The organism is Streptosporangium sp. NPDC003464 (assembly GCF_053588315.1).
This window is the reverse complement of sequence record NZ_JBSFPS010000135.1, coordinates 1-25765: the sequence shown is the minus strand read 5'-3', so window position 1 is coordinate 25765 and position 25765 is coordinate 1. Positions and strand designations below refer to the sequence as shown.

14 protein-coding genes are annotated in these 25765 nt (G+C 73.4%); 8 read left to right on the top strand and 6 right to left on the bottom strand.

The window, feature by feature from the left end; all coding sequences use genetic code 11:
- Positions 1 to 247 precede the first annotated feature (247 nt).
- Both ACWDS7_RS27225 and ACWDS7_RS27220 read left to right on the top strand, forming a co-directional pair.
- Positions 248 to 11875: a DUF7927 domain-containing protein gene (locus tag ACWDS7_RS27225; protein ID WP_451931586.1), complete on the top strand. Its 11628-nt coding sequence runs from the start codon at positions 248 to 250 to the stop codon at positions 11873 to 11875.
- A 205-nt stretch (positions 11876 to 12080) separates the two neighbouring features.
- Complete coding sequence (locus ACWDS7_RS27220; RefSeq protein WP_451931585.1) at positions 12081 to 12779, top strand: hypothetical protein; 699 nt, start codon at positions 12081 to 12083, stop codon at positions 12777 to 12779.
- Positions 12780 to 12930: 151 nt separating this feature from the next.
- Here ACWDS7_RS27220 and ACWDS7_RS27215 read toward each other — a convergent pair whose 3' ends face one another.
- The 5 genes from ACWDS7_RS27215 to ACWDS7_RS27195 all read right to left on the bottom strand — a co-directional run bounded on the left by ACWDS7_RS27215 (position 12931) and on the right by ACWDS7_RS27195 (position 17380).
- Positions 12931 to 13647, bottom strand: a complete 717-nt coding sequence (locus ACWDS7_RS27215) for an ABC transporter permease (protein WP_306859547.1) — start codon at positions 13645 to 13647, stop codon at positions 12931 to 12933.
- A gap of 2 nt (positions 13648 to 13649) precedes the next feature.
- Positions 13650 to 14564 carry an ABC transporter ATP-binding protein gene (locus ACWDS7_RS27210; RefSeq protein ID WP_306859545.1) on the bottom strand — a complete coding sequence of 305 codons (915 nt, stop codon included), beginning with the start codon at positions 14562 to 14564 and terminating at the stop codon, positions 13650 to 13652.
- A complete protein-coding gene (locus ACWDS7_RS27205) occupies positions 14561 to 15439 on the bottom strand; it encodes an ABC transporter permease (RefSeq protein WP_451931584.1) in 879 nt (292 codons plus the stop codon). The genes ACWDS7_RS27210 and ACWDS7_RS27205 overlap by 4 nt, the downstream gene beginning before the upstream one ends.
- The gene (locus tag ACWDS7_RS27200) at positions 15432 to 16337 is read right to left on the bottom strand and encodes an ABC transporter ATP-binding protein (protein ID WP_451931583.1); all 906 of its coding nucleotides are present in this window, start codon (positions 16335 to 16337) and stop codon (positions 15432 to 15434) included. Before ACWDS7_RS27200 ends, ACWDS7_RS27205 begins: the two co-directional genes overlap by 8 nt.
- Before the next feature lie 83 nt (positions 16338 to 16420).
- Positions 16421 to 17380, bottom strand: a complete 960-nt coding sequence (locus tag ACWDS7_RS27195; protein ID WP_451931582.1) for a DUF389 domain-containing protein — start codon at positions 17378 to 17380, stop codon at positions 16421 to 16423.
- A 118-nt stretch (positions 17381 to 17498) separates the two neighbouring features.
- Between ACWDS7_RS27195 and ACWDS7_RS27190 the strand changes: the two genes are divergently transcribed.
- A complete protein-coding gene (locus ACWDS7_RS27190) occupies positions 17499 to 17927 on the top strand; it encodes a protein-tyrosine phosphatase family protein (RefSeq protein ID WP_451931581.1) in 429 nt (142 codons plus the stop codon).
- Positions 17928 to 17979: 52 nt separating this feature from the next.
- Here the strand turns inward: ACWDS7_RS27190 and coaA are convergent, their stop codons facing one another.
- Complete coding sequence (gene coaA, locus ACWDS7_RS27185) at positions 17980 to 18912, bottom strand: type I pantothenate kinase (protein ID WP_451931580.1); 933 nt, start codon at positions 18910 to 18912, stop codon at positions 17980 to 17982.
- A 140-nt stretch (positions 18913 to 19052) separates the two neighbouring features.
- Here coaA and glmS point away from each other — a divergent pair, with 140 nt between their 5' ends.
- The 5 genes from glmS (at position 19053) to ACWDS7_RS27160 (ending at position 25610) form a co-directional block, all read left to right on the top strand.
- Entirely contained in the window at positions 19053 to 20897 is a 1845-nt protein-coding gene (gene glmS / locus ACWDS7_RS27180) for a glutamine--fructose-6-phosphate transaminase (isomerizing) (RefSeq protein WP_451931579.1), read from the top strand.
- 375 nt (positions 20898 to 21272) lie between these two features.
- Positions 21273 to 21623 (top strand): holo-ACP synthase, encoded by a 351-nt coding sequence (locus ACWDS7_RS27175; protein ID WP_306859531.1) that lies wholly within the window; start codon positions 21273 to 21275, stop codon positions 21621 to 21623.
- Between the two features lie 152 nt (positions 21624 to 21775).
- A complete protein-coding gene (locus ACWDS7_RS27170; RefSeq protein ID WP_451931578.1) occupies positions 21776 to 23368 on the top strand; it encodes an NAD(P)H-hydrate dehydratase in 1593 nt (530 codons plus the stop codon).
- 17 nt (positions 23369 to 23385) lie between these two features.
- Positions 23386 to 24513 carry an alanine racemase gene (gene alr, locus ACWDS7_RS27165; RefSeq protein WP_451931577.1) on the top strand — a complete coding sequence of 376 codons (1128 nt, stop codon included), beginning with the start codon at positions 23386 to 23388 and terminating at the stop codon, positions 24511 to 24513.
- Positions 24514 to 24533: 20 nt separating this feature from the next.
- Positions 24534 to 25610, top strand: a complete 1077-nt coding sequence (locus ACWDS7_RS27160) for an alpha/beta fold hydrolase (RefSeq protein ID WP_451931576.1) — start codon at positions 24534 to 24536, stop codon at positions 25608 to 25610.
- Positions 25611 to 25765: the final 155 nt, after the last annotated feature.

Genomic DNA, 25765 nt, shown 5'->3' with positions numbered 1-25765 from the left:
CTTCCGATCTGTCCTCGAAGGTCTTGGCGCCGGTGATGTCCTCCTGCCAGCCGGGGAACTCCTCGTACACCGGCTTGGCGTGGTGGCGGGCGGCGCCGCCCGGCTCGCAGGGGCGGCGATGAACGGGGCCGTCCGCGCGGGTACGCGGCCCGGACGGCGCGGCCACCCCGCCGCGGGCACCCGGGCGCGCCGGTACGGCGGGTACGGCCGGTGCAGAAGGTCGATCGCCCGGATCCTCGTCCTGGCCATGACCGGCTCGGCGCTGACCGGCACGTCCACCACGCTGGCGCCGACGGCCGCGTCGGCGGCCGGCACGGTCCTGTTCAACCAGCCCTTCCACAACAACACGGCCGGCGGGACCGGCAGCGTGGTGCTGCCCGCGCTGCCGAGCGGCACGGGCACGACCAACTTCGCGTGCCTGACCGCCTCCGGCAACAGCAGCACCGGCGTCCTGCGCAGCTGCACCACCAGCACCGACAGCGCGGGCTCCGGGAAGCTGCGCCTGACGAACGCGACCACCAGCAAGGCGGGCGGGGTCTTCAGCGCCGCCAGCGTGCCCACCTCGCAGGGGCTCGACGTGGCGTTCAACACCTACCAGTACGGCGGCGGCGGGGCCGACGGCATCACCTTCGTGCTGGCGGCGGTCGACCCGGCCAACCCGCAGTCCCCGGCCAACATCGGCCAGCTGGGCGGCGCGCTGGGCTACTCCGCCACCAGCAGCCTGTCCGGCCTGGCCTACGGCTACCTCGGCATCGGCCTCGACGTCTACGGGAACTTCAGCAACAGCACCTACCAGGGGAGCGGCTGCACGAACCCCGCCTACATCGGGACGGGCAGCGTCCGGGTGCCCGGCCAGGTCCTGGTCCGCGGGCCGGGCAACGGCACCGTCGGATACTGCGCGATCAACAGCACGGCCACCTCGACGAGCTCCAGCGCCCTCGCCCTGCGGGCGAGCAGCCGTACGGCGGTCCCGGTCCAGGTGGGCATCAACCCCACCGGCTCGGTCCTCACCACCGCCGCCGGCATGTCGGTGCCGGCCAACAGCTACCGCGTCCTGGTCACCCTGGTGGGCGGCGCGACCAGGACGCTGACCGGCACGCTGCCCTCGGTCACCTCCGGCCTCTACCCGGCGAGCTGGCTGAACTCCAGCGGCATCCCCCGGCAGCTCGCGTTCGGCTGGGTGGCCTCCACCGGGAGCGTGACCGACTTCCACGAGATCGACGAGGCCACGGTCTCCACGATCAGCGCCGTCCCCGAGCTGACGGTCGCGCAGACCAGCTACAACGCCACGGCGCTACAGGCGGGCGACCCCGTGACCTACTCCGTCGCCGCGGGCGTCGCCGCGGGCCTCGCCGAGGCCTCACCGATCTCGATCACCCAGACCCTGCCGTCCGGCACGGTGCCCGTGGGCGCGTACGGGACGGGATGGGTCTGCGCCGCGCCGTCCGGGAGATCCATAACCTGCACCAACGGCAACGGCCCGTTCGCGGCCGGGGCGACGCTGCCGGCACTCACCGTGGTGGGCGTCGTCACCGGCAGCGGCGTCACGCCGGCGCTGATCCAGAGCACGACCGTGGCCACGGCGTCCTCGGTCGACGCCAACCCCGGCTACTCGTCGTCGACGACCGCGGGCACCCTCCCGTCGGCGCCGACCGGCATCACCGTCAGCCCGGCACTCGGCTCGATCGGCGGTGGCAACACCGTGACCGTGAGCGGCACGAACATCTCCAACGCCACCGCCATCGAGATCGGCACCACCGCCCAGCAGGAGGCGGGCACCCCCGTCGTCCTGCTGTCCTGCGCGTCCGGGGCCACCAGCGGCTGCTTCACGGTCAACGCCAACGGCACGCTGACCATCCCCTCCATGCCCTCCAGGGCCGCCAACGCCACGGTGAACATCAACGTCGTCACCCAGGGCCTGGACGCCTCGGCCGCCTACACCTACGTCGCCAGCCCCTCGGCGCCCGCCGCGCCCGCGGCCGTGGCGGGGGTGACCAGCGCGACGGTGAGCTGGACGGCGCCGGCCAACAACGGCGGCGCCATCACCGGCTACGTCGTCACCCCCTACCTGGGCGGCGTGGCGCAGACCCCGGTGACCTTCAACGCCTCGGCCACCACCCGGACGCTGACCGGGCTGACCGCGGGCGCGTCCTACACCTTCACCGTCGCCGCGGTGAACTCGGTCGGCACCGGATCGGCCAGCCCGGCCTCCAACGCGGTCGTCCCCTACGACGTCCCAGGCCGGCCCACCATCACCGCGCTCACCGCGGGGACCTCCTCCGCCACCCTCTCCTGGACGGCCCCGGCGAGCAACGGCAGCGCCATCACGGGCTACGTCGTGACCCCCTACGTCGACGGCGTCGCCCAGCCCACCCAGACGTTCGGCACCGCGACCACCCAGACCGTCACCGGCCTGACCCCGGGGACCGCCTACACCTTCACCGTGGCCGCCGTGAACGCGGCCGGCCCCGGCCAGCCGTCCGAGCGCTCGGCCGCCGCCACCCCCAACTCCCCGCCCGCCTTCACCTTCCCCGCGCCGCCGGCCGGGGAGGCCGGCGTGGCCTACAGCGTCCCGCTGACCGTCGGCGGGGGCACCGCGCCGTACACGTGGTCGGTCAGTGCGGGGAGCCTGCCGCCGGGGCTGACCCTGAACGCCGCCACCGGCGTGCTGTCGGGCACCCCGACCACGGCGGGCACCTACTCCTTCACCGCCCGGCTGGTCGACGCCGGCAACGTGAGCACCACCCGGGCGGTCACCCTGGTCATCGCGCCGCAGCCGTCGTTCACCTTCCCCACGCCGCCGGGCGGGGAGGCAGGCGTCGGCTACAGCGTCCCGCTGACCGTCGGCGGGGGCACCGCGCCGTACACGTGGTCGGTCGGTGCGGGGAGTCTGCCGCCGGGGCTGACCCTGAACGCCGCCACCGGCGTGCTGTCGGGCACCCCGACCACGGCGGGCACCTACTCCTTCACCGCCCGGGTGGTCGACGCCCGCGACCAGAGCGACACCGAGGCCGTGAGCCTGACGATCGTGGCCCAGCCGTCGTTCACCTTCCCCGCGCCGCCGGCCGCGCAGGCCGGGGTGGCCTACAGCATCCCGCTGACCGTCGGCGGCGGCGTCGGGCCGTACACGTGGTCGGTCGGTGCGGGGAGTCTGCCGCCGGGGCTGACCCTGAACGCCGCCACCGGCGTGCTGTCGGGCACCCCGACCACGGTGGGCAGCTACCCGGTCACCTTCCAGGTGGTCGACGCCAACGGCCAGAGCGCCGCCAGGCCGGCGACGCTGGTCGTCACGGTCGGTCCCCTGGTCATCGTCAAGACGGCCGGGACCTCCTCGGCGGTCGCCGGCGGCACGGTCGGCTACACGATCACCGTGGACAACACCGGGCCGAGCGCCTTCACCGGCGTCACGGTGAACGACGCGCTGGCGGGCGTGCTGGACGACGCGGTCTACAACGGGGACGCGACGGCCACCACCGGTTCGCTCTCCTTCGCCGGCCAGACCCTGACCTGGACCGGCGACGTGGCGGCCGGCGCGACCGTCACCATCACCTACTCGGTCACGGTGAACAGCCCCGACACCGGCAACAAGGTGCTGGCCAACGTGGTGACCTCGCCGACGGTCGGCAGCACCTGCCCGGCCGGCGGCGCCGACTCCCGCTGCTCCGCCACGGTGACCGTCGCCGGGCTGTCCATCGTCAAGACCGCCGACGTCACGACGGCGACGCCCGGCGGGACGGTCCGCTTCACCGTCACGGCCACCAACAACGGCCAGACCGCCTACACCGGGGCGACCTTCACCGACGCGCTGGCGGACGTGCTGGACGACGCCGTCTACAACGGCAACGCGACCGCGACCAGCGGCGCCCTGTCGTCCGCCGGCTCCACGCTGACCTGGACCGGGAACCTCGCGGTCGGCGCGAGCACGACCGTCACCTACACGGTCACGGTGCGCAACCCCGACCCCGGCGACCGCAGCCTGACCGGCACGGTCCTGTCCGGCACCCCGGGCAGCACCTGCCCGCCGGGGAACCCCGGACCGCAGTGCGCCGCGACGGTCACCGTCCTGGTCCCGGCGTTGGCGATCACCAGCAGCGCGGACGTCACCACCACGACCCCCGGATCGGTCGTGCGCTACACGTTCACAGCCGCCAACACCGGGCAGACGCCGTACACCGCGACGGGCTTCACCGCCTCCCTGGCGGGCGTGCTGGACGACGCCACGTTCAACGGCGCCCCCGCCGCGACGTCGGGCAGCGCCGTACTCAACCCCGACGGCACCGTCACCTGGACCGGCGACCTCGCGCTCGGGGAGACGGTCACCGTCACCGGGTCGGTCACGGTCCGGGACCCCGACCCCGGCGACAGGACCCTGCGGACCTCCATCGTCTCCACCGCGCCGGGGAACACCTGCCCGCCGGGCAACCAGGCACCCGCGTGCTCGACCAGCGTCTCGGTCCTGGTCCCCCGCCTGACCGTCGCCAAGGCGGCCGACACCTCGACCACGACCCCCGGATCCGTCGTGCGCTACACGATCGCGGTCACCAACTCCGGGCAGACGCCGTACACCGCCGCGACGGTCACCGACGCGCTGGCCGGCGTGCTGGACGACGCGACCTACAACGCCGACGCCGCGGCGACCAGCGGCTCGGCCGGCGTCACCGGCTCCACGCTGACCTGGACCGGCGACCTGGCCGTGGGGGCGAGTGCGACGATCACCTACTCGGTCACGGTGCGCGACCCCGACCCCGGAGACAGGACGCTCGCCAACCTGGTCACCTCGCCGGCCGCCGGCGGCAACTGCCCGGCCGGGAGCGCCGACCCCGGCTGCGCCACCGCCGTGACGGTCCTCGTCCCGCAGTTGACGATCACCACCGCCACGGACGCGTCGACGACGGTCCCCGGAGACGTCGTGCCGTACACGGTCACGCTGGCCAACACCGGGCAGACCCCGTACACCGGCGTCAGCGCCAGATTCGACATCACCGACCTGCTCGACGACGCGACCTACAACGGAGACCTCACCGCCGACGCGGGCAGCCTCAGCCTGGCCCCGGACGGCACGATCATATGGACCGGGGACATCGCGGTCGGCGCGACGGTCACCATCACCGGCTCGGTCACGGTGAACGGCACGGTCACCGGCGACAAGGTCCTGCGGACCTCCATCACCTCCGCCGCGCCCGGCGGCACCTGCCCGGTCATCGGCGCGACCTCACCCGGCTGCTTCACCGTGGTCACCGTCCTGGTCCCGGCCCTGACGATCACCGACGCCGTCGACGCCCAGACGGTCACGCCGGGCGGCACGGTCACTCACACGATCACGGTCGTCAACACGGGGGAGACCCCCTACACCGGCGCCCAGGTGACCCAGTCGCTGGCCCGGGTGCTGGACGACGCCGCCTACAACGGCGACGCGGCCGCCACGACCGGCTCGGCCGGCGTCACCGGCCCCACGCTGACCTGGACCGGCGACCTGGCCGTGGGGGAGAGCGCGACGATCACCTACTCGGTCACGGTGCGCGACCCCGACCCCGGAGACCGGCGGCTGGACACCGTCGCGGTCTCCTCCGTGCAGGGGAGCAACTGCCCCGCCGGGAGCGCGGACACCCGGTGCGCCACGTCGGTGGCCGTCCTGGTGCCGGAGCTGACCGTCGTCGCCGGCGCGGACGCCTCCACGGCGGCGCCCGGCTCCACCGTCCGCTACACGCTCACCGTCACCGACTCGGGGCAGACGCCCTACGCCGGCGCGGCCGTCACCGACCTGCTGGCGGGCGTGCTGGACGACGCGGTCTACAACGGTGACGCGACCGCCACGACCGGTTCGGTCTCCTTCGCCGGGACCGACCTGAGCTGGACCGGTGATCTGGCCGTGGGGGCGAGCGCGACGATCACCTACTCGGTCACGGTGCGCGACCCCGACCCCGGTGACGCGCTGCTCGCGAGCACCGCCGTCTCAGCGGCGCGGGGGAGCAACTGCCAGGCCGGGAGCACCGACCCCAGGTGCGCCGTCTCGGTCCCGGTGGCCCGCCTCGTGCTGGAGCAGAGCTACGCCCAGACCGGCGCGGCCCCCGGCTCGGTGGTCCGCCTCAACGCCACCTTCACCAACACCGGCCAGGTCCCCTACACCGGGATCAGGGTCTTCAGCGCCACCGCCGGCACCGTCGACGACGCCATCCCCAACGGCGACCAGGTCGCCGGCTCGGGCACCCTCGTCCTCGACGCCACGCGCATCACCTGGACCGGGAACATCCCCGTCGGAGGCGTCGTCACCATCACCGGCACCCTGACGGTCAAGAACCCGCCGACGGGCGACCGGGTCCTGACCGGGACGCTGGTCTCCGACGCGCCGGGCAACACCTGCCCCGCGGGCGGCTCCGACCCCCGCTGCACGGCCCACCTCGACGTGCTGGTCCCCGGTCTGACGATCACCAAGGCCGCCGACACCGGCACCACGGTCCAGGGCGGCACCGTCGGATACACGGTCACCGTCACCAACTCGGGGCAGACCCCCTACACGGGGGCGTCGTTCACCGACGCGCTGGCGGGCGTGCTGGACAATGCGGTCTACAACGGCGACGCGACGGCCACCACGGGTTCGGTCTCCTTCGCCGGGACCGACCTGAGCTGGACCGGCGACCTGGCGGTCGGGGAGAGCGCGACGATCACCTACACGGTCACCGTCCGCGACCCCGACCCCGGCGACAGGAACCTGGCCGGCACGATCTCCTCGCCCACCACCGGCGGCAACTGCGCCCCGGCGAGCGGTGACCCGAGGTGCACCGGCAACGTGATCGTCCTCGTCCCCGCCCTGACGATCACCAAGGGCGTCAGCCCCACGTCGGCGGTGCCGGGGAGCACGATCACCTACACGATCACGGCCGCCAACACCGGGCAGCTCCCCTACACGGGGGCGTCGTTCACCGATGCGCTGGCGGGCGTGCTGGACGACGCGGTCCACAACGGCGACGCGACGGCCACCACGGGTTCGGTCTCCTTCGCCGGGACCGACCTGACCTGGACCGGCGACCTGGCCGTGGGGGCGAGCGCGACGATCACCTACACGGTCACCGTCGACAACCCGGTGACCGGCGACCGGGACCTGGCGAGCACGGTCACCTCCACGACCCCCGGCACCACCTGCCCCGCCGGCGGGGACGACCCGCGCTGCACGGCCCGGGTCCCGGTCACCCAGGCGACGACGCTGACGTTCGACAAGTCCGCCGACACCCGTTCGGCCGCGCAGGGCCAGGTGGTCACCTACACCATCACGATCAGCAACAGCGGGCTCACCCCCTACACCGGCGCGGCGTTCACCGACGAGCTCGCCGGGGCGCTGGACGACGCCGCCTACAACGGCGACGCCACGGCCGGAACGGGCCTCGTCACCGTCGTCGGCCCGCTCCTGAGCTGGACCGGGAACGTCCCGGCGGACGGATCGACCACGGTCACCTACTCGGTGACGGCCGGCTCCCCGGGCGCGGGTGACGACATCCTCACCAACACCCTGGTGTCGGCGTCGCCGGGCGGCAACTGCGCGGTGGGCAGCGACGACCCGCGCTGCACGGCCACGGTGACCGTGGCCAGGCTGTCCATCGTGACCACGGCCGACGCGCCGACCGTGAGACCGGGCGACGTGGTGCACTACACCACGGTGATGTCCAACACCGGGCAGACGCCGTACAACGGGATCAGCGTCCTGTTCAACGGAGTGGACGGCCTCGACGACGCCGTCCCCAACGGCGACCAGGCCGCCACGTCCGGATCGCTGTCGCTGGGCCTGGACGGGCTGACCTGGGCCGGGAACATCCCCGTGGGCGGCAGCGTCACGCTGACCGGCAGCGTCACGGTGAACAACCCCGACCAGGGCGACCGGGTGATCCCCCTCACCGCGGTCTCCACGGCGCAGGGCAGCTCCTGCCCCGTGGCGACCGCTCCCGGCTGCACCGTCGTCGTCAACGTGCTGGTCCCCGAGCTGACGGTCACCAAGGCCGCCGACCGGAGCGCCGCCGTCCCCGGAGGTCCCGTGGCCTACACGGTCACGGTCGCCAACACCGGCCAGACCCCCTACAGCGGCGCCACCGTCACCGACTCGCTCGCGGGCGTGCTGGACGACGCGGTCTACAACGGCGACGCGACGGCCACCACCGGTTCGGTCTCCTTCGCCGGCCAGACCCTGACCTGGACCGGCGACCTGGCGGTCGGCGCGAGCGCGACCGTCGCCTACACCGTCACCGCGGAGGCCCCCAGCGCCGGGGACAAGCTCCTGACCAACTCGGCGGTGTCCGCCGACGCCGGCAGCACCTGCCCGCCCGCCAGCGGGAACACGGCGTGCAGCGCGAGGGTCGTGCTCCTCACCCCGGCGCTGACGATCGTGAAGACCGCCGACCGGGCCTCGACCACGCCCGGCGGCACGGTCACCTACACGGTGAGAGCCACCAACACCGGGCAGGTCCCCTTCGCCGCCGCCACATTCACCGACGCGCTGGCGGGCGTGCTGGACGACGCGGTCTACAACGGCGACGCGACGGCCACGACCGGTTCGCTCTCCTTCGCCGGCCAGACCCTGACCTGGACCGGCGGCCTCGCCCCGGGCCAGGGGGCCACCGTCACCTACACCGTCACCGTCACCGCCGCCGCCCCGGGCGCCGGCGACCAGCGGCTGACCAGCGCGGTGACCTCCACCACCGCGGGCACCACCTGCCCGGCCGGCGGCTCCGACCCCCGCTGCTCCAACGAGGTCCTGACCTCCAAGATCACGATCACGACCTCGGCGGACGCCGCCACGGCCGTCCCGGCCGGGGTGGTGGGCTACACGGTCACGATCGCCAACACCGGGCAGACGCCCTACAGCGACGCCGTCGTGGACGGCCTGCTGGCCGGCGTCTTCGACGACGCGACCTACAACGGCGACGGGACGGCCTCGGCGGGCAACCTCACCTTCGTGCCCGGCAGCGGCCAGGCCCGGTGGCAGGGCCCCCTCGCGGTCGGCCAGACCGTCACCGTCACCTTCTCGGCGACGGTGCGGAACCCGGACCCGGGCGACAAGGCGCTGACCGCCGTCCTGACCTCCGACACCCCGGGGACCAACTGCCCCGCCGGGAGCACCGACCCGGCCTGCGGCGCGACCGTGACCGTGCTGACCCCGGTCCTGTCCGTCTCCAAGAGCGCGGACAGGACCACGGTCACGCCCGGCGGCACGGTCACCTACACGGTCACGGTCGCCAACACCGGCCAGACGCCGTACACCGGGGCGACGGTGACCGACCGCCTCACCCGGGTGCTCCCGGACGCGGTCTACAACGGCGACGCGACCGCCACGACCGGTACGGTCACCTTCGCCGGATCCGACCTGACCTGGACCGGCGACCTCGCGGTCGGGGCGGGCGCCACGATCACCTACTCGGTCACCACGCGCGACCCCGACCCGGGCGACAAGCGGATCGTCAACCGGGTCGTCTCCGACACCCTGGGCAGCACCTGCCCGTCCACCGGGTCCGCCCCGGCGTGCACCACGCTCGTCACCGTGCTCGTCCCGGCCCTGAGGATCGTCAAAGTCGCCGACACCGTCACCGCCACACCCGGTGAGACGGTCGGCTACACGATCACCGTCACCAACACCGGGCAGACGCCGTACACCGGGGCGAGCGTCACCGACGCGCTGGCCGGGGTGCTGGACGACGCGGCCTACGGCGGCGACGCGGCCGCCACGACCGGCACGGTCACCTTCGCCGGGACCGATCTGACCTGGACCGGGGACCTCGCGGTCGGGGAGTCGGCGACCATCGACTACTCGGTCACCGTCGACATCCCCGACACCGGCGACAGGCGGCTCACCGGCACCGCCACGTCGGGCGCGCCGGGCAGCACCTGCCCGGCGGGCACCACGGACCCGGCCTGCGCCCCGACGGTGACCGTCCTGATCCCCGGCCTGGCCGTCTCCACCGTCGCCGACCGGGCGACCACGACCCCCGGCGGCACCGTGCGCCACACGGTCACGGTCGCCAACACCGGCCAGACCGCCTACACCGGCATCAGCGTCAGCGACGTGCTGGCCGGGGTGCTGGACGACGCCGCCTACGGCGGCGACGCCGTCGCCACCACCGGGGTCCTCGCCTACGCCGAGCCGGTGCTGACCTGGACCGGGGACCTCGCGGTCGGCGAGACGGTGACCGTCACCTACACGGTCACCGCCGACGACCCCGACACCGGGGACAGGATCATGACCGATGCCGTCGCCTCCTCGGCGCCGGGCAGCACCTGCCCGGTGGGCTCCACCGACCCCGCCTGCAGCGCGACCGTCACCGTGCTGATCCCCGCCCTGGACATCGCCAAGACCGCCGGCACCCCGACCACCACTCCCGGCGGCACGGTCGGCTACACGATCACGATCACCAACACCGGGCAGACGCCGTACACCGGGGTGAGCGTCACCGACGCGCTGGAGGGCCTGCTCGACGACGCGGCCTACGGCGGCGACGCCGTCGCCACCACCGGGGTCCTCGCCTACGCCGAGCCGGTGCTGACCTGGACCGGGGACCTCGCGGTCGGGGCGAGCGCCACGATCACCTACTCCGTCACGGTGAATGCCGCCGTCACCGGCGACAAGGTCCTCGGCAACGCCGTCACCTCGGACGCCCCGGGGAGCACCTGCCCAGCCGGTGGCACCGCGCCGGCGTGCGCCACGCTCGTCCGCCTGCTCGTGCCGGAACTGACGGTCACCAAGACCGCCGACCGGGGGACCGCCGTCGCGGGCGGCACCGTCCGCTACACGGTCACCGCCGCCAACACCGGCGAGACCGACCAGCCCGGGGCCACGATCACCGGCCTGCTCGCGGAGATGCTGGACGACGCGGTCTACAACGGCGACGCGACCGCCACCACCGGCACCGTCACCTTCACCGAGCCGGTGCTGACCTGGACCGGCGACCTCGCGGTCGGCGCCACGGTGACGGTCACCTACTCGGTCACCGTGGCCTACCCCGTCCGGGGCGACAAGGCGCTGACCGGGACCGCCGTCTCCACCGCGCCCGGTTCGACCTGCCCGGCCGGCGGGACCGGCCCGCGCTGCACGGTGACCGTCACCGTCCTGACCCCGGAGCTCAGCATCACCAAGGCCGCCGACACCAGCGGCGACGTCGTCACGGGCGGCACCGTCCACTACACGATCACGGCCACGAACACCGGCGAGGCGCCCTACGACGCCGCCGCCTTCGCCGACTCGCTGGCCGGGGTGCTGGACGACGCGGCCTACAACGGCGACGCGACCGCCACCACCGGCACCGTCGTCTACGCCGAGCCCGTGCTGACCTGGACGGGCGCGCTGCCCGTGGACGCCAGCGCGGTCGTCACCTTCAGCGTGACCGTCGCCGACCCGGCCACCGGGGACACGGAGCTCGGCAACCGGGTCACCTCGGCCTCCACCGGCAGCACCTGCCCGGCCGGCGGCACCGACCCGCGCTGCTCCGTCGTGCTCCCCGTGACGGCCACCAGCATCACCATCGCCGGGCTGACCGACGGATTCACGCTGACCGGCCTGCCGGACACGACCGTGCGGGGCGAGGACGTGGTGACGATGACGGTCGTCACCAACAGCGTCGACGGCTACACCGTCACGGCGCGGGCGACGGCCGCCGAGCTCGTCCCGGTACGGCCCGGCGAGAGCACCCGCATCCCGATCGCCAACCTGCGCGTGCGCGAGCACGGCACCTCGGCCTTCCGATCCCTGTCCACCACCGACCCGGTGCTCGTGTACGGGCAGTCGCTCCCGTCGGCGCCGGGCGGGGACGGCCTCAGCAACGACTACGAGGTCGACATCCCCTTCGTGCCGTCCGGCCGCTACACGGCGACGATCGACTACGTCGTGACGGCCAGATGACCCGCCGCCGACGTCCCACCGCGCGCACGGTGCCCACCGCGCCACCGCGCCACCGCGCCCGCCGGTCCCCGAGACCCGAGCCCCGGGTCCCGAGATCCGAGCCCGTGAGTCCGGAGCCGGTGAGTCCGGAGCCCGTGAGCCCCGGGCCCCCAGTGACCCGAGTCCCCGAGTAACCCGAGTCCGTGAGCAACGCGAAGGAGAAGCCATGGCAGACAACCGTCCCGGCGGAGCCGTACGGCGCGCCGCCGGCCGCGGAGCCGGCGCGGCCCTCGTCCTCATCCTCGTCGCCCTCGCCGCACCCGCGGCGGTGGCGTCCCCGCACAGGCCGTCCCCGGGCGAGGGCCGGGGCGAGGGCCGGGGCGGAGAGACCGCCGGGACGGCCCCCACGTTGAGCATCAGCGTCGACAACGGCCGCACCAGCGCCCGGCAGGGGGACCGGCTCAGCTACACCGTGACCGTCCGCAACACCGGCACGACCGACGCGGACGACCTGCGGCTGACGCAGAGCCTGCCGGCCGGGCTGAAGCTCCTGTCGGCCGACCGCCACGGCGAGGCGGAGCCGGGGCGGGTCGTCTGGACCGTCGACCTGAAGGCGGGCAAGGACACCGCCTTCCACACCACCGCGGAGGTGCAGGCCACGCCGGACGACCTGCTGCGCCTGGCCACCGTCGCCTGCGCGAGCACCGAGGCGGCCGACCGGCCGATCGTCTGCGCCACCCACTCCGACGAGCTGCCGGCCGGCGCCGCGGCGGCGGCCGCCGCCGCCCACGGAGCGGCCGTGCCGGCGGCCCTCCGGCCCTGGTATCTCCTGGCGGCGGCCGGGACGCTGATCCTGGTGGCGTTCGGGCTGCGGACCGGCCTCCTCGCCAGGCTCCGCGACCGCTGCCGGCGGTCGCCCTCGTGACGACCCGTCCCCGGAGCCCCCGGATCCCGGGCCCCGCCGTCACACCCGGGGTCCGGCCGCTCCGAGCACGGTCCGCCCCGGCCGCTCCGAGCACGGTCGGCCCCGGCCGGGCCGTGCGCGTGCGCCCCCGCGGCGGAGGGCGCACGCGCGGTCACTCGTCGCCGGTGAGGGAGAAGCTCCGCAGACGCTGGCCGGCCCAGACGACGGCGCCGACGGTGACGGCCAGCAGCGCGGGTACGGCGAAGCCGAGCGTGATCTCGGTGGTGAGGAACGGTGAGGACGACAGCTGGTCGGCGACCGACTGGGCCCACTGCTGGATGGAGAACCTGCGGGCCCCGGGGACGAAGTTGCCCACCACGCCCTCCCAGACCAGCGCGTAGGCGATGCCGATCGTCACCGCGTGGCGGGTGAGCACACCCAGCAGCATGAACACCGCGGCGTAGGCGATGCCGCCGACGAGGGCGCCGAGGGCGAAGCCGTAGGCGATCCCGGATTCGAGGCCGACCAGCAGGTAGGCCGCCACGAACGTCGGCACGGCGGCGAACAGCGCGAGGACCGAGGCGGCGACCAGGAACTTGGTCTGCGCGATGACCGGGCGGGAGATCGGCTTGGCCAGCAGGTGGATGATCGTGCCGTCGTCGATCTCGGGCGCGATCACGCCGGTCCCCGCGATCAGGCCCAGCAGCGGCAGCATGGTACCGACGGCGAAGGTCCGCATGAGCGTGACCGTGGCGTTCTCGCCCCCGCTGTCGATCAGCCGTAGGAGCAGGGCCAGCCCGATCAGCACCAGCGGCAGCATGACCAGCAGCCAGACCCGCCGGCGGCCGAGCAGCGCCCGGTAGGAGATTCCGGCGATGACACCGTTCATGGTCAGCTGCTCCTGTTGATCAGGTAGGAGAAGACGCTCTCCAGGTCTTCGTCGGCCGGGGAGATCTGCCAGACCCGCACGCCGCTGTCCCGGGCGATCCGGGGCAGCAGCCAGGTGAACCGGCGGAAGTCGACGGCCTGCACCTCCAGGCCGGCCCCGGTGAGCGAGACCGACCCCGAGGAGGCGTCGGCGATCAGGGCCGAGGCCAGGCGGCGGTCGTCGCTGGAGCGGACCCGGAACACGTGGGGCCGGTCGGTCATCCTGCGGCGGATCTCGCGGAAGTCACCGGAGGCGGCGTGCCGGCCGGCGACCAGGACCTCGATGTGCTGGGCGACCCGCTCCACCTCCTCCAGGATGTGCGAGCTGAACAGGATGGTCTTGCCCGCGGTGCCCATGGCGCCGATCAGGTCCATCAGGTGCAGCCGCTGGCGCGGGTCCATGCCGTTGAACGGCTCGTCGAGCAGGAGCACCTCCGGGTCGTGCACGAGCGCGGCGGCGACCTTGACGCGCTGGCGCATGCCCTTGGAGTAGGTCTCGACCCTGCGGTCCTTGGCCGGCTCCATCTCGACCATGGCCAGCGCCTTGCGCGCGGCGTCGTCGGGGTTGGGCAGGCGGTGGAGCCTGGCGCTGGACAGCACGTACTGCCAGCCGGTGAGGAAGCCGTAGACGGCCTCCCGCTCGGGGACCAGGCCGATCGAGCGGTAGACCTCGTGGTTGCGCCAGATCTTCGTGCCGTCCAGGGTCACCGTGCCGCCGGAGGGGGCCAGGAAGCCGGCCATCATGTGCAGCAGCGTGGACTTGCCCGCGCCGTTGGGGCCGAGCAGGCCGGTGACGCCCGGGCCGATGGTCATGGTGACGTCGTTGACGGCGACCACGTTGCCGTACCAGCGTGAGACCTGGGCCAGTTCGATTCTCATCGCGCGGCCGCCTTCCGGTAGCGCAGGATCAGGGCGGTCACCGACAGCGCGATCAGCCCGAGCAGTATCAGGATCGACGCCGCCACGCCCGCCCCCGTCGGGTAGGTGGTGGGCGCCGCGGGGGCCGCGCCGAAGATCCCCACCTGCACCGCGGCGTCGACGAGGAAGAACGGGTTGATCATCCAGGCCCACGCGGCGGCGGTGTAGTTGTTCACCGACTCCATCGTCGCGGCGACGACGGTGGAGACGGCCGAGGTGAGCAGGTAGAAGGCGATGACCGAGGCCACCCCCAGACCGCGCCTGGGGGTGAAGGAGGCGATGGCCACGCCGAGGCAGGACAGCAGCACGGCGTAGGCGACGGCCCCGGCCATGCCGGTCAGGTAGGCGGTGGTGTGCGCCGGCCCGGGCAGGTCGATGACCACCTCGCCGACGAACAGCACGGTGAGCGGGACCGCCAGCAGCAGGAACATCGCCACGGCCATCGCCGCCAGCTTCGCCCCGACGTAGTCGGCCAGCGTCACCGGGCGCGACAGGTAGAGCGGCAGCACGCGGAAGCGCAGGTCGGGCGCGACCGCGTATGGGGACTGCGAGGCGAGGAAGATCGCCAGTACGGCCTGCATGGTGACCGCGTAGGCGGTGTAGCCGATCACCTCCTGCTTGATCAGCGCCATGGCGGCGATGGAGACGACCGCGGGGAGCATCATGACGCCCGCGAGCAGGAACGGAATGATCTTCGAGCGGGCGGTGCGGCCCAGTCCGAACACCCCGCGCAGGCTGTGCACGGCCAGCGACACGGCGGCGTGGGCGCGGCCGAGCCGCACCCCCTCGTAGTGGCGGTATCCGATGTCGTGGATGACACCCGTCGGCTCAGACATTGACCGGCTCCCTGAAGACGTCCTCGATGCGCTGGCGGCCCTGCTCCATGCGGACGAGACAGAGGTTGAGATCGCAGACGGCGTCGCGGAGGGTGTCGAAGGTCTCCGGCGCCCGGATGCCGACCAGGAGCATCCGGCCGTGGACGGTGACGGTCTCGCCCAGCTCGGCCAGGCGCGCCGCCAGGGCCTCCTGACCCTCCTCGACCTCCACGGCCACGGTCTGGGTGTTCTGGGTGAACTCGGAGATGGACGACGAGCGCAGCAGCCTGCCGCCGTCGATGACGATGACGTGGTCGCAGACCCGCTCCAGCTCGCCCAGCAGGTGGGAGGTGACCAGCACGCTGATGCCGAACTCGGTGCCGATCCTGCGGATCAGCGCGAGCATCTCGTCGCGGCCCTGCGGGTCGAGGCCGTTGGTGGGCTCGTCCAGCAGGACCAGGCGCGGATCGTGCACCAGGGCCTGGGCCAGCTTGACCCGCTGCTTCATGCCGGTCGAGTAGCCGCCCATCGCGCGGTAGCGCTCCTCGTAAAGTCCCACGTGGCGCAGCACGTCGGCGGCGCGCTCCCGGGCCGCGGTGCGTGGCAGGCCCGACATCTGGGCCATGTGCACGGTGAACTCGGTGGCGGACAGGTCCGGCGGCAGGCAGTCGTGCTCGGGCATGTAACCCACGGCCCGGCGGATCTCGGCGCCGTGGGTCGTGACGTCCATGCCGAGCACCTGGGCGCCTCCGGCGGAGGGTTCGAGCAGGCCCAGCAGGATCTTTATCAGCGTGGACTTGCCCGCGCCGTTGGCGCCGACCAGGCCGGTCACGCCGGGATCGACGGTGACGGTGAGCCGGTCCAGTGCCGTCACCCGGGGGAAACGTCTGGTCAGTCCCTCGGTGGCGAGGATAGTCATGGTCGGACACTACCTACCGGATGGCGCGGATTCCTCCGCCCCGCGAAGGAGCCGCCCCTCATCCGCAAGGGCGGGCCGGGCTCCTACCCGGGCCCGGGGCCGCCCGGCCGCCGGAGCGGGAGCCGCACGCCGAACCTCGACCAGTAGGCCCGCTGGGCGATCAACGTCACGGTGCCGGAGATGACCATGCCCGCGATGTTCACCCCGAGCTGGGCGACCGACCACGCCATGTCGTCCCAGCGGGACAGCGCCGCGGCGACCGCGAAGTATCCGGCGGCGGGGACCGTGGTCACCGAGATGAACACGCCGACCAGGGCCGAGGACTTGCCCGCGGTGACCGACAGCACCCCGGCCGCCCCGGCGAGCAGCGCCACGATGAAGGACCACCTGTCGGGTTTGACGATGAACTCGATCTCCTTGTGGCCGGTCAGGCTGGACGGCTCGATCCAGCCCAGCCCGCGCGAGACCAGCGCGCAGGCGAAGGTGACCGCGACGGCGGCCGCGAAGCCGACGGCCAGCGTGCGGAGGGCGGTGCCGATCAGCCGCCGGTCGCCCCGGAGCAGACCGAAGCAGACGGCCGCGATCGCCCCGAACTCCGGCCCCAGCACCATCGCGCCGACGATGAGGACCGGCGAGTTGACGATCACGCCTATCGCCGCGATCTGGGTGGCGATCGCCAGGAACGCCAGGAAGGCCCAGGTGAGCCGGGAGTCGTCGCTGACCCGCCGGGCGAACTCCGCCCAGACCACGGCGTCGTCCCCCTCGCCCGGCGCCTCCCGCTCGGCGCGGTCGGCCGCCTCCGAGAGCGACAGGTCGACCTGCTCGGCCGCGATGGAGCCCTCCGCCCACAGGCCGAGCCGCTGGAGCCGCTCGATCACCTCGTTGGCGGCCTCCCGCGCGACGTCGAACTGGACCAGGTCGCCCTTGGGGGAGCGGGCCGCGCCGGGGAGCAGGACCAGGTTGACCACCCCCACGGCGCCGTCGAGCAGCTCCAGGACGTCGTCCGTCAGCTCCGCCGGACTGATCACACGTAGATGCAGCACGGAGCCAACCCTAGGTCGTGATCCGCCGCTCACCGGAGCCCGGGGACCGGCCCGCGGCCCCCGGGGATCCGCGGAAAACCGCCTGACCGGCGACGGGCGGGGCGGTTACGCTCGCACCATGATCGCTACATGGGAGCCTGCGGCGCCGGGTGTGCTACGGCTGCCCTCGGGACGGCTTGTCCGCGGCCGGGGACTGAGGCGGCCGCTGCCGCAGGGTCCGGAGCCCGCCTTCGCGCTCTACCTGCTGGGCCGCCGGCCACCGCCCGTCGCCTGGGAGAGCCGCTGGCTGCGCTGGCCCGACTTCTGGCTGCCGTCCGACCGCGTGGCGACCGCCGACGCGCTGCGCGAGGCATTGGCGCGGGCCGGGTCCGAACGCGTCGAGATCGCCTGCGCCGGCGGGCAGGGGCGCACCGGCACGGCCCTGGCCTGCCTCGCCGTACTCGACGGGGTCCCCGGCGGCGAGGCGGTCGCCTACGTCCGCGAGCACTACGCTCCACACGCCGTCGAGACGCCCTGGCAACGCCGCTTCGTCGCCCGCTTCCCGTAGGCCGCGGCCGCCGGGGCACCCCGCAGGGCCCGGTCCGGGGCGTGCGCCGGGGTCAGACGCGGCGCAGCCGCACCCGCCGGATCGAGTGGTCGGCGCCCTTGTGCAGCACCAGGCCGGCCCTGCCCCGGGTGGGGGCGATGTTCTCCACGAGGTTGCGCTCGTTGATGTCGCGCCACACGTTCCTGGCGAACTCGGTCGCCTCGGCGTCCGACAGCTCGGCGAGGTGCCTGAAGTAGGACTTGGGGTCCTCGAAGGCCGTGCGGCGGAGCTTGTGGAAGCGGTCGACGTACCAGTCGCGGATGTGCTCGACCTTGGCGTCGACGTAGATGGAGAAGTCGAAGTAGTCGTTGACCGCCAGCGCGGTGGGCGGGGCGGGCTGCAGGACGTTGAGGCCCTCGACGATGAGGATGTCGGGCCGGCGCACGGTCTGGGTCGCCCCGGGCACGATGTCGTACTCCAGGTGGCTGTAGACGGGGGCGCTCACCTCGGGCAGGCCGGCTTTGACGTCGGCGACGAACCTGACCAGGGCCCGCCGGTCGTAGCTGTCCGGGAAGCCCTTCCTGTGCATGATGTCCTTCTCGGCGAGGACCTTGTTCGGGTGCAGGAAGCTGTCGGTGGTGATCCGGTCCACCCGGGGGTGCTCGGGCCAGCGGGCCAGCAGGGTGTGCAGCAGCCGGGCGGTGGTCGACTTGCCGACCGCGACGCTGCCGGCGACCCCCAGGATGTACGGTGCCGGCCGCTGGCTGGCCCCGAGGAAGGTGTTGAGCGCCGCGCTGCGCTGCCTGGCCCCGGTGAAGTGCAGGTTGAGCAGCCGGGTGAGCGGCAGGTAGATGTCGGTGACCTCGGCCAGGTCGATCGGGTCGTCGACGCCGCGCAGCTCCTCAAGCTCGTCCTCGGTGAGCGTCAGGGGCGTGTTCTTGCGGAGCTCGCTCCACTGCGCCCGGCTCAGTTCGACGTACGGCGTCGCGTCCCACCCGTTGGCCATAGCCCCGAAGCCTACTGATCGGTCGTAAGTGCTTCGGGGCGGGTACGGCGTTGCCCGATCCCGGGCAGGATTCTTGGGTTCTCCAGGGGGTTCTCCATAGGCTCGGCGGTCGATCTTTCCCATGACGAAGGGGGTTGACCATGTGTGGAATCGTGGGATACGTCGGCAGGCGGCAGGCCGTCGAGGTCGCGATCGAGGGGCTCGGCCGTCTGGAATACCGCGGGTACGACTCGTCCGGGGTCGCCCTCGTCGGGGCCGACGGGGCGCTGACCGTGGAGAAACGGGCGGGCAAGCTGGTCAACCTGCGCGCCAGACTGGCCTCGCGGCCGGCGCCGCCGGCGACGGCGGGGATCGGGCACACCCGGTGGGCCACCCACGGCGCGCCGACCGACCGCAACGCCCACCCGCACACCGACTGCGAGGGACGGATCGCGGTCATCCACAACGGCATCATCGAGAACTTCGCCGAGCTCAGGGCCGAGCTGGAGAACGACGGGCACAAGCTCGTCTCCGAGACCGACACCGAGGTGGTGGCGCACCTGCTGGAGCGCTCGTCCGGGGACGGCCTGGCGGAGGCGATGCGCCGGGTGTGCCGGCGGCTGGAGGGGGCGTTCACGCTGCTGGCGATCTCGGTGGACGAGCCGGAGGTGGTGGTGGGGGCGCGGCGGAACTCGCCGCTGGTGGTCGGACGCGGTGAGGGGGAGAACTTCCTCGGCTCGGATGTGGCGGCGTTCATCGCCTACACGCGGGAGGCGGTCGAGCTCGGCCAGGACCAGGTCGTGGAGCTGCGCCCGTCGGGGATCACGGTCACCGACTTCCACGGCCACCCGGCCCGGACGCGGGAGTACCACGTGGACTGGGACGCCTCCGCCGCGGAGAAGGGCGGCCACGACTACTTCATGCTCAAGGAGATCGCCGAGCAGCCGAGGGCGGTCGCCGACACGCTGCTCGGCCGGATCGGGCCCGACGGGCGGCTGGTACTGGACGAGATGCGGCTGTCGGACCAGGAGCTGCGGGACATCAGCAAGATCATCGTGGTCGCGTGCGGGACCTCCTACCACGCCGGGCTCATCGCGAAATACGCCATCGAGCACTGGGCCGGCGTGCCGTGCGAGGTCGAGCTGGCCAGCGAGTTCCGCTACCGCGACCCGATCCTCAACCGCGACACGCTGATCATCGTGATCACCCAGTCCGGCGAGACGATGGACACGCTGATGGCCGTACGGCACGCCCGCGAGCAGCGGTCCCGGGTGCTGGCCATCTGTAACGTCAACGGCTCCACGATCCCGCGCGAGTCCGACGCCGTCCTCTACACCCACGCGGGCCCGGAGATCGCCGTCGCCTCCACCAAGGCGTTCCTGACCCAGCTCGTGGCCTGCTATCTCGTGGCGCTCTACCTGGCCCAGACCCGGGGCACCAAGTTCGGCGACGAGATCTCCCAGATCATCGACCACCTGTCCCGGATGCCGCTCAAGGTGGAGGAAGTGCTCGGGACCGTGGAGCCGGTCCGCGCGCTGGCCCGCTCGCTGGCGACCGAGCGCTGTGTGCTCTTCCTCGGCCGTCACGTGGGCTTCCCCGTCGCGCTGGAGGGGGCGCTGAAGCTCAAGGAGCTGGCCTACATGCACGCCGAGGGCTTCGCCGCGGGGGAGCTCAAGCACGGCCCGATCGCGCTGATCGACGAGGGGCTGCCGGTCGTGGTCGTCGTCCCGTCGCCGTCGGGCCAGCGGGTGATCCACGACAAGATCGTGTCCAACATCCAGGAGATCAGGGCCAGGGGCGCCAAGACCATCGTCATCGCGGAGGAGGGGGACGGCGCGGTCGAGCCCTACGCCGACACGCTGATCCGCATCCCCGTCGTGCCGACGCTGCTGCAGCCCCTGGTGGCCACGGTTCCGCTGCAGGTCTTCGCCTGTGAGCTGGCCGCGGCCAAGGGGCACGACGTCGACCAGCCCCGCAACCTGGCCAAGTCCGTCACGGTGGAGTAGGCGTCCTCGCCGTGGCCGTCCCCGGCGGTCCGGGGATCTCGCGGTGCCTGTCCGCCCCGCCGTACCCGTGTTGTCCGGCGCGGCCGTCCCCGGCGGCCCGGAGATTTCGCCGTGCCCGTGTCCGCCCCGCCCTGCCCGCCGTACCCGTATCCGGCGTGACTGGGCCCGCCGTGGTCCGGGTGGTCCGGGGTGGCCCGCCGGAGCGCGGTGGGGGCCGGTGACCTCCTCCCGGACGGGTAATCCACAGCCTGTGGACAACGTCTCTGGATTACCCGTCCGGGAAAGTGGGAAGAGATCGGGATCGCCGTACGGGCCGGCCCTTCCGGACGGCCGCCATGGAGGGCCGCGGCGCGCGGGCTCCGCTAGCCTGGAGCCGTGATCGTGGGCATCGGCGTGGACGTCGTGGACGTGGCCCGGTTCGAGGCGACGCTGGAGCGGACCCCCGCGCTGCGGACGCGGCTGTTCACCGACGTCGAGCGGGTGCTGGCCGTGCAGTCCCTGGCCGCGCGGTTCGCGGCCAAGGAGGCGGTGGCCAAGGCGCTCGGCGCGCCCCCGGGGCTGGCCCACCTGGACGCCGAGGTGCGGACCGGCGAGCACGGCCGGCCGGAGCTGCACGTGAGCGGCCGGGTCGCCGAGGTCGCGGCCGCGCTCGGCGTGACACGCTGGCACGTGTCGCTGACGCACGACGGAGGCGTGGCCGTCGCCTACGTGATCGCCGAGGGCTGACCCGTCCCGGCACGCGCGGGGGAGGATCTGGCCCGCCCCGGACGCGCGGGCGACCGTCCCACCCCGACTCCGTCCCCGCCCATCCCGGACGCATGGGTGATCGGCCCTGCCGGAGCACGCGCCGGTGATCGGCGGGGGATAGCGTCGGAACCATGCTGAGCGCGTACACCACCGATCAGATCAGGGCGGCCGAGGCGGCGCTGATGGCCGGACTGCCCGAGGGCACGCTGATGGAGCGGGCGGCCGCCGGCCTCGCGGTGACCTGCGCCAAGATGCTCGGCCGGGTGTACGGCTCCCGCGTCGTGCTGCTGATCGGCAGCGGTGACAACGGGGGTGACGCCCTCTACGCCGGGGCGCGCCTCGCGTCCCGGGGGGCCAGGGTGGAGGCGATCCTCGCCGGGACGCGGGTCCACGGGGCCGGGCTGGCGGCCCTGCGGCGGGCCGGGGGCCGGGTGACCGACCTCCGCGACCACGCGGCGTCCAGGGACGGCGTGACGGATCTCCACGGCGCCCCGGCCGGAGGCGAGGGGGCGGACTCCCCGGACGGCCGGGCGCAGGCGCCGGGAGCCGCGTCCGGGGGCGGGACGGGCACCGCGGTGGCCCGCGGGCTCATCCAGGCCGCCGACCTGGTCGTGGACGGGCTGGTCGGGATCGGCGGGTCGGGACCCCTGCGCGAGCCGTACGCCACCCTCGCGGAGCTGGCCGGCGAGGCGCCCGGCGCGGTGGTCGCGGTGGACGTGCCGAGCGGCGTGGACGCCGGCAGCGGGCAGGTCGACGGGGCCGCGGTCCGGGCGGACGTCACCGTGACGTTCGGCGCCCGCAAGGTCGGCCTGCTCGTCGACCCGGGCGCGGTGAACGCGGGCCGGGTGGAGTTCGTCGACATCGGGCTCGGACCGTGCCTGCCCGACCCCGAGGCGACCGCGCTGACCGGCGCCGACGTGGCGCTGATGCTGCCCAGGCCGGACGCGGAATCTGACAAATACCGCAGGGGCGTCGTCGGCATCGCCGCCGGGAGCCACCGCTACACCGGCGCCGCGGTGCTGGCCGTCGGCGGGGCGGTCCGGGCGGGGGCGGGCCTGGTCCGCTACGCGGGGGTGGCCGAGCCGGTGGCCGAGGTGCGGGCCCGCTGGCCGGAGGCCGTGATCACGCCCTTGCGGCCGGGCGAGGGGATCGACGAGGTGGGCCGGGTGCAGGCGTGGGTGCTCGGCCCCGGGCTCGGCACCGGGCCCGAGGCGCTCGCCGTCGCCCGTTCGGTGCTGGCGAGCGACGTCCCGGTCCTCGTGGACGCCGACGGCCTGACGCTGGTCGCCCAGGACAGGTCGCTGCTCCGCCGCGCCGCGCCGGTGCTGATCACCCCGCACGCGGGTGAGCTGTCCCGGCTGCTGGAGGTGCCGCGGGCGCGGATCGAGGCCCGGCGGCTGGAGCACGTACGGCGGGCCGCGTCGGAGCTGGGCGTGACCGTGCTGCTGAAAGGCTCGACCACGCTGGTCGCCCAGGAGGGGCTGCCGGTCAGGATCAATCTCACCGGCAGCCCCTGGCTGGCCACCGGTGGCACCGGCGACGTGCTGGCCGGGCTCGCGGGCATGCTGCTGGCCGGGGGACTCAGCGCCTACGACGCGGCCTCCTGCGCCGCCCACCTGCACGGAACGGCGGGGCGGAACGGCCCGCTCTCAGCCTGGACCGTGGTCGAATCCTTACCCACAGTCATCAAATCACTCACCGGTCGGCTCCAGGGGGACGACTGACCTGCCAGACTGAAAAGATGAGTTTCCCGATGAACCCGGCCGAGGCACGGGTGGACCTCTCGGCGATCCGGGACAACATCGCCCTGCTCAAGGAGCACGCTCCCGGCGCCGAGACGATGGCTGTGGTCAAGGCCGACGGTTACGGACACGGGCTGGTCGCCTGCGGCCGCGCCGCCCTGGAGGGCGGGGCCACCCGGCTCGGCACCGCCTACATCCGTGAGGCACTGGAGCTGCGGGCCGCGGGGATCACCGCGCCGATCCTGTCATGGATCATCCCGCCCGGTGAGCCGCTGGACCAGGCGGTCGCCCAGGACGTGGAGCTGTCGGCCGCCACCCCGGCGCTGGTGGACGAGATCGCCCGGACCGCCCACCGCGCGGGCCGGACCGCCCGGGTGCACCTGAAGGCCGACACCGGCCTCACCCGCGGCGGTGCGGCGTTCGACGAATGGCCCGCGCTGGTGGACCGTGCCATGGCCCGGCAGGCCGAGGGGACGGTCGAGGTCGCCGGGCTCTGGTCGCACTTCGCCTGCGCCGACATCCCGGGCCACCCGTCCGTCGACGCCCAGCTCGCCGTCTTCGACGAGGCCCTGGTCATCGCGGAGAAGGCGGGCGCCGGAGGCTCCCACGTGCTCCGGCACATCGCCAACTCGGCGGCGGTGCTGACGCTGCCGCAGGCGCGCTACGACATGATCCGGGCGGGCATCGCGGTCGTCGGCCTGAGCCCCGTGCCCGAGCTCGGGGACTTCGGCCTCCGCCCCGCGATGACCCTGGTGGCGCGGACCGCGCTGGCCAAGCGGGTCCCGGCGGGTTCGGGGGTGTCCTACGGGCACCTCTACGTGACAGATCGCGAGACCACGCTTGGCCTGATCCCCCTCGGGTATGCGGACGGCGTCCTGCGGCACGCCACCAACCGGGCGGAGGTGCTGGCGGGTGGCCGGCGGCGGCGGATCGCCGGACGGGTCTGCATGGACCAGTTCGTGATCGACATGGGGGACGACCCACTGGAGGAGGGGGACGAGGTGATCCTGTTCGGCGACGGTTCGCAGGGCGAGCCGACCGCACAGGAGTGGGCGGATTCCCTTGGCACGATCACGCATGAGATCGTGACCAGGATCGGTTCGCGGGTCCCACGCGTTTACCGGTGAGAGGCATCCCAGGGGGTCGCATGAGCACTACCACACGGCGCAGGGTCGGAATCGCGGGCGCGATCGTCGGTGTGGCATCAGCGGGAGTGGCCGCCGCGGCCCTCGCCAAGCGATACGCCGTCGGCCGCATCAGGCTCCGGCCCGACCTGGAGGCGAACGAGCCGCTGGGCGAGCTGCGCGGCCGGCCGGCCACGGTCGTCACCTCCGACGGCGTGTCCCTCTACACCGAGGTGGACGGACCCGAGGACGCCCCGCTGACCGTGGTGCTGTGCCACGGCTACACCCTCAACCTCGACTCCTGGCACTACCAGCGGCGCGACCTGCGCGACTCCCACCGGCTGGTCCTGTGGGACCAGCGCTCCCACGGGCGCTCGCCGCGCACCACGGCCGAGGACTCCACCATCGACCGGCTCGGCGACGATCTGGCCGAGGTGATCGACGCGCTGGTGCCCGGGCCGTGCGTGCTGGTGGGGCACTCCATGGGAGGCATGACGGTCATGGCGCTGGCCGACCGGTATCCCGAGCTGTTCGGCGACAGGATCAAGGGCGTCGCGCTGATCTCCACCTCCTCGGGCAAGCTGGCCGAGATCTCGCTGGGCCTGCCCGCGCTGCTGGCCAAGGCGGTGCACAAGATCACCCCGGGCACGGTGTCGGTGCTGGGCCGTAACGGCACCCTGGTGGACCGGGGCCGCGAGGCGGGCAACGACGTGGCCTTCCTGGCCCTGCGCCATCTGGGCTTCGGCGACTCCAAGAACGTCAGTCCCACGGTGGTGGACTTCGCCGAGTCGATGATCCGCTCCACCCCGTTCGAGGTGATCGCCGACTTCTACCCGGCGCTGATGTCGCACGACAAGCTGAACGCGCTGCGGGTGCTGGACGGCCTGCCCACCTCCATCATGGTCGGCGACAAGGACTGGCTGACGCCGGTGGAGCACAGCAGGGCGATGGCGGAGGCGCTGCCCCGCGCCCAGTTCACCGAGGTCCCCGACAGCTCGCACCTGGTGCAGCTGGAGCGGCCCACCGTCGTCAACGACGCGCTGCGCGACCTGCTCAAGCGGGCGGCGGCCGACGGCGCCGCCGGCGGCGCCGAGCGGTGAGACCGGGTCCCGGGGCGGGAGCATTCCCACCGGAGCCGCTCCGGGGGCTCCGGCGGGCGTGACCATCGACAGGAGTGATCGACAGGAGTGATCGAGCAGTGAGAATCGTGGCGACCGCCGAAGAGATGCGCGAGCTGGGCGCGGAGCTGGCCGGG

Coding starts and splice junctions, on each gene's coding strand:
- ACWDS7_RS27225 (WP_451931586.1), top strand. CDS start 248: ATGACCGGCTCGGCGCTGACCGGCACGTCCACCACGCTGGCGCCGACG.
- ACWDS7_RS27220 (WP_451931585.1), top strand. CDS start 12,081: ATGGCAGACAACCGTCCCGGCGGAGCCGTACGGCGCGCCGCCGGCCGC.
- ACWDS7_RS27215 (WP_306859547.1), bottom strand. CDS start 13,647: ATGAACGGTGTCATCGCCGGAATCTCCTACCGGGCGCTGCTCGGCCGC.
- ACWDS7_RS27210 (WP_306859545.1), bottom strand. CDS start 14,564: ATGAGAATCGAACTGGCCCAGGTCTCACGCTGGTACGGCAACGTGGTC.
- ACWDS7_RS27205 (WP_451931584.1), bottom strand. CDS start 15,439: ATGTCTGAGCCGACGGGTGTCATCCACGACATCGGATACCGCCACTAC.
- ACWDS7_RS27200 (WP_451931583.1), bottom strand. CDS start 16,337: ATGACTATCCTCGCCACCGAGGGACTGACCAGACGTTTCCCCCGGGTG.
- ACWDS7_RS27190 (WP_451931581.1), top strand. CDS start 17,499: ATGATCGCTACATGGGAGCCTGCGGCGCCGGGTGTGCTACGGCTGCCC.
- coaA (WP_451931580.1), bottom strand. CDS start 18,912: ATGGCCAACGGGTGGGACGCGACGCCGTACGTCGAACTGAGCCGGGCG.
- glmS (WP_451931579.1), top strand. CDS start 19,053: ATGTGTGGAATCGTGGGATACGTCGGCAGGCGGCAGGCCGTCGAGGTC.
- ACWDS7_RS27170 (WP_451931578.1), top strand. CDS start 21,776: ATGCTGAGCGCGTACACCACCGATCAGATCAGGGCGGCCGAGGCGGCG.
- alr (WP_451931577.1), top strand. CDS start 23,386: ATGAGTTTCCCGATGAACCCGGCCGAGGCACGGGTGGACCTCTCGGCG.
- ACWDS7_RS27160 (WP_451931576.1), top strand. CDS start 24,534: ATGAGCACTACCACACGGCGCAGGGTCGGAATCGCGGGCGCGATCGTC.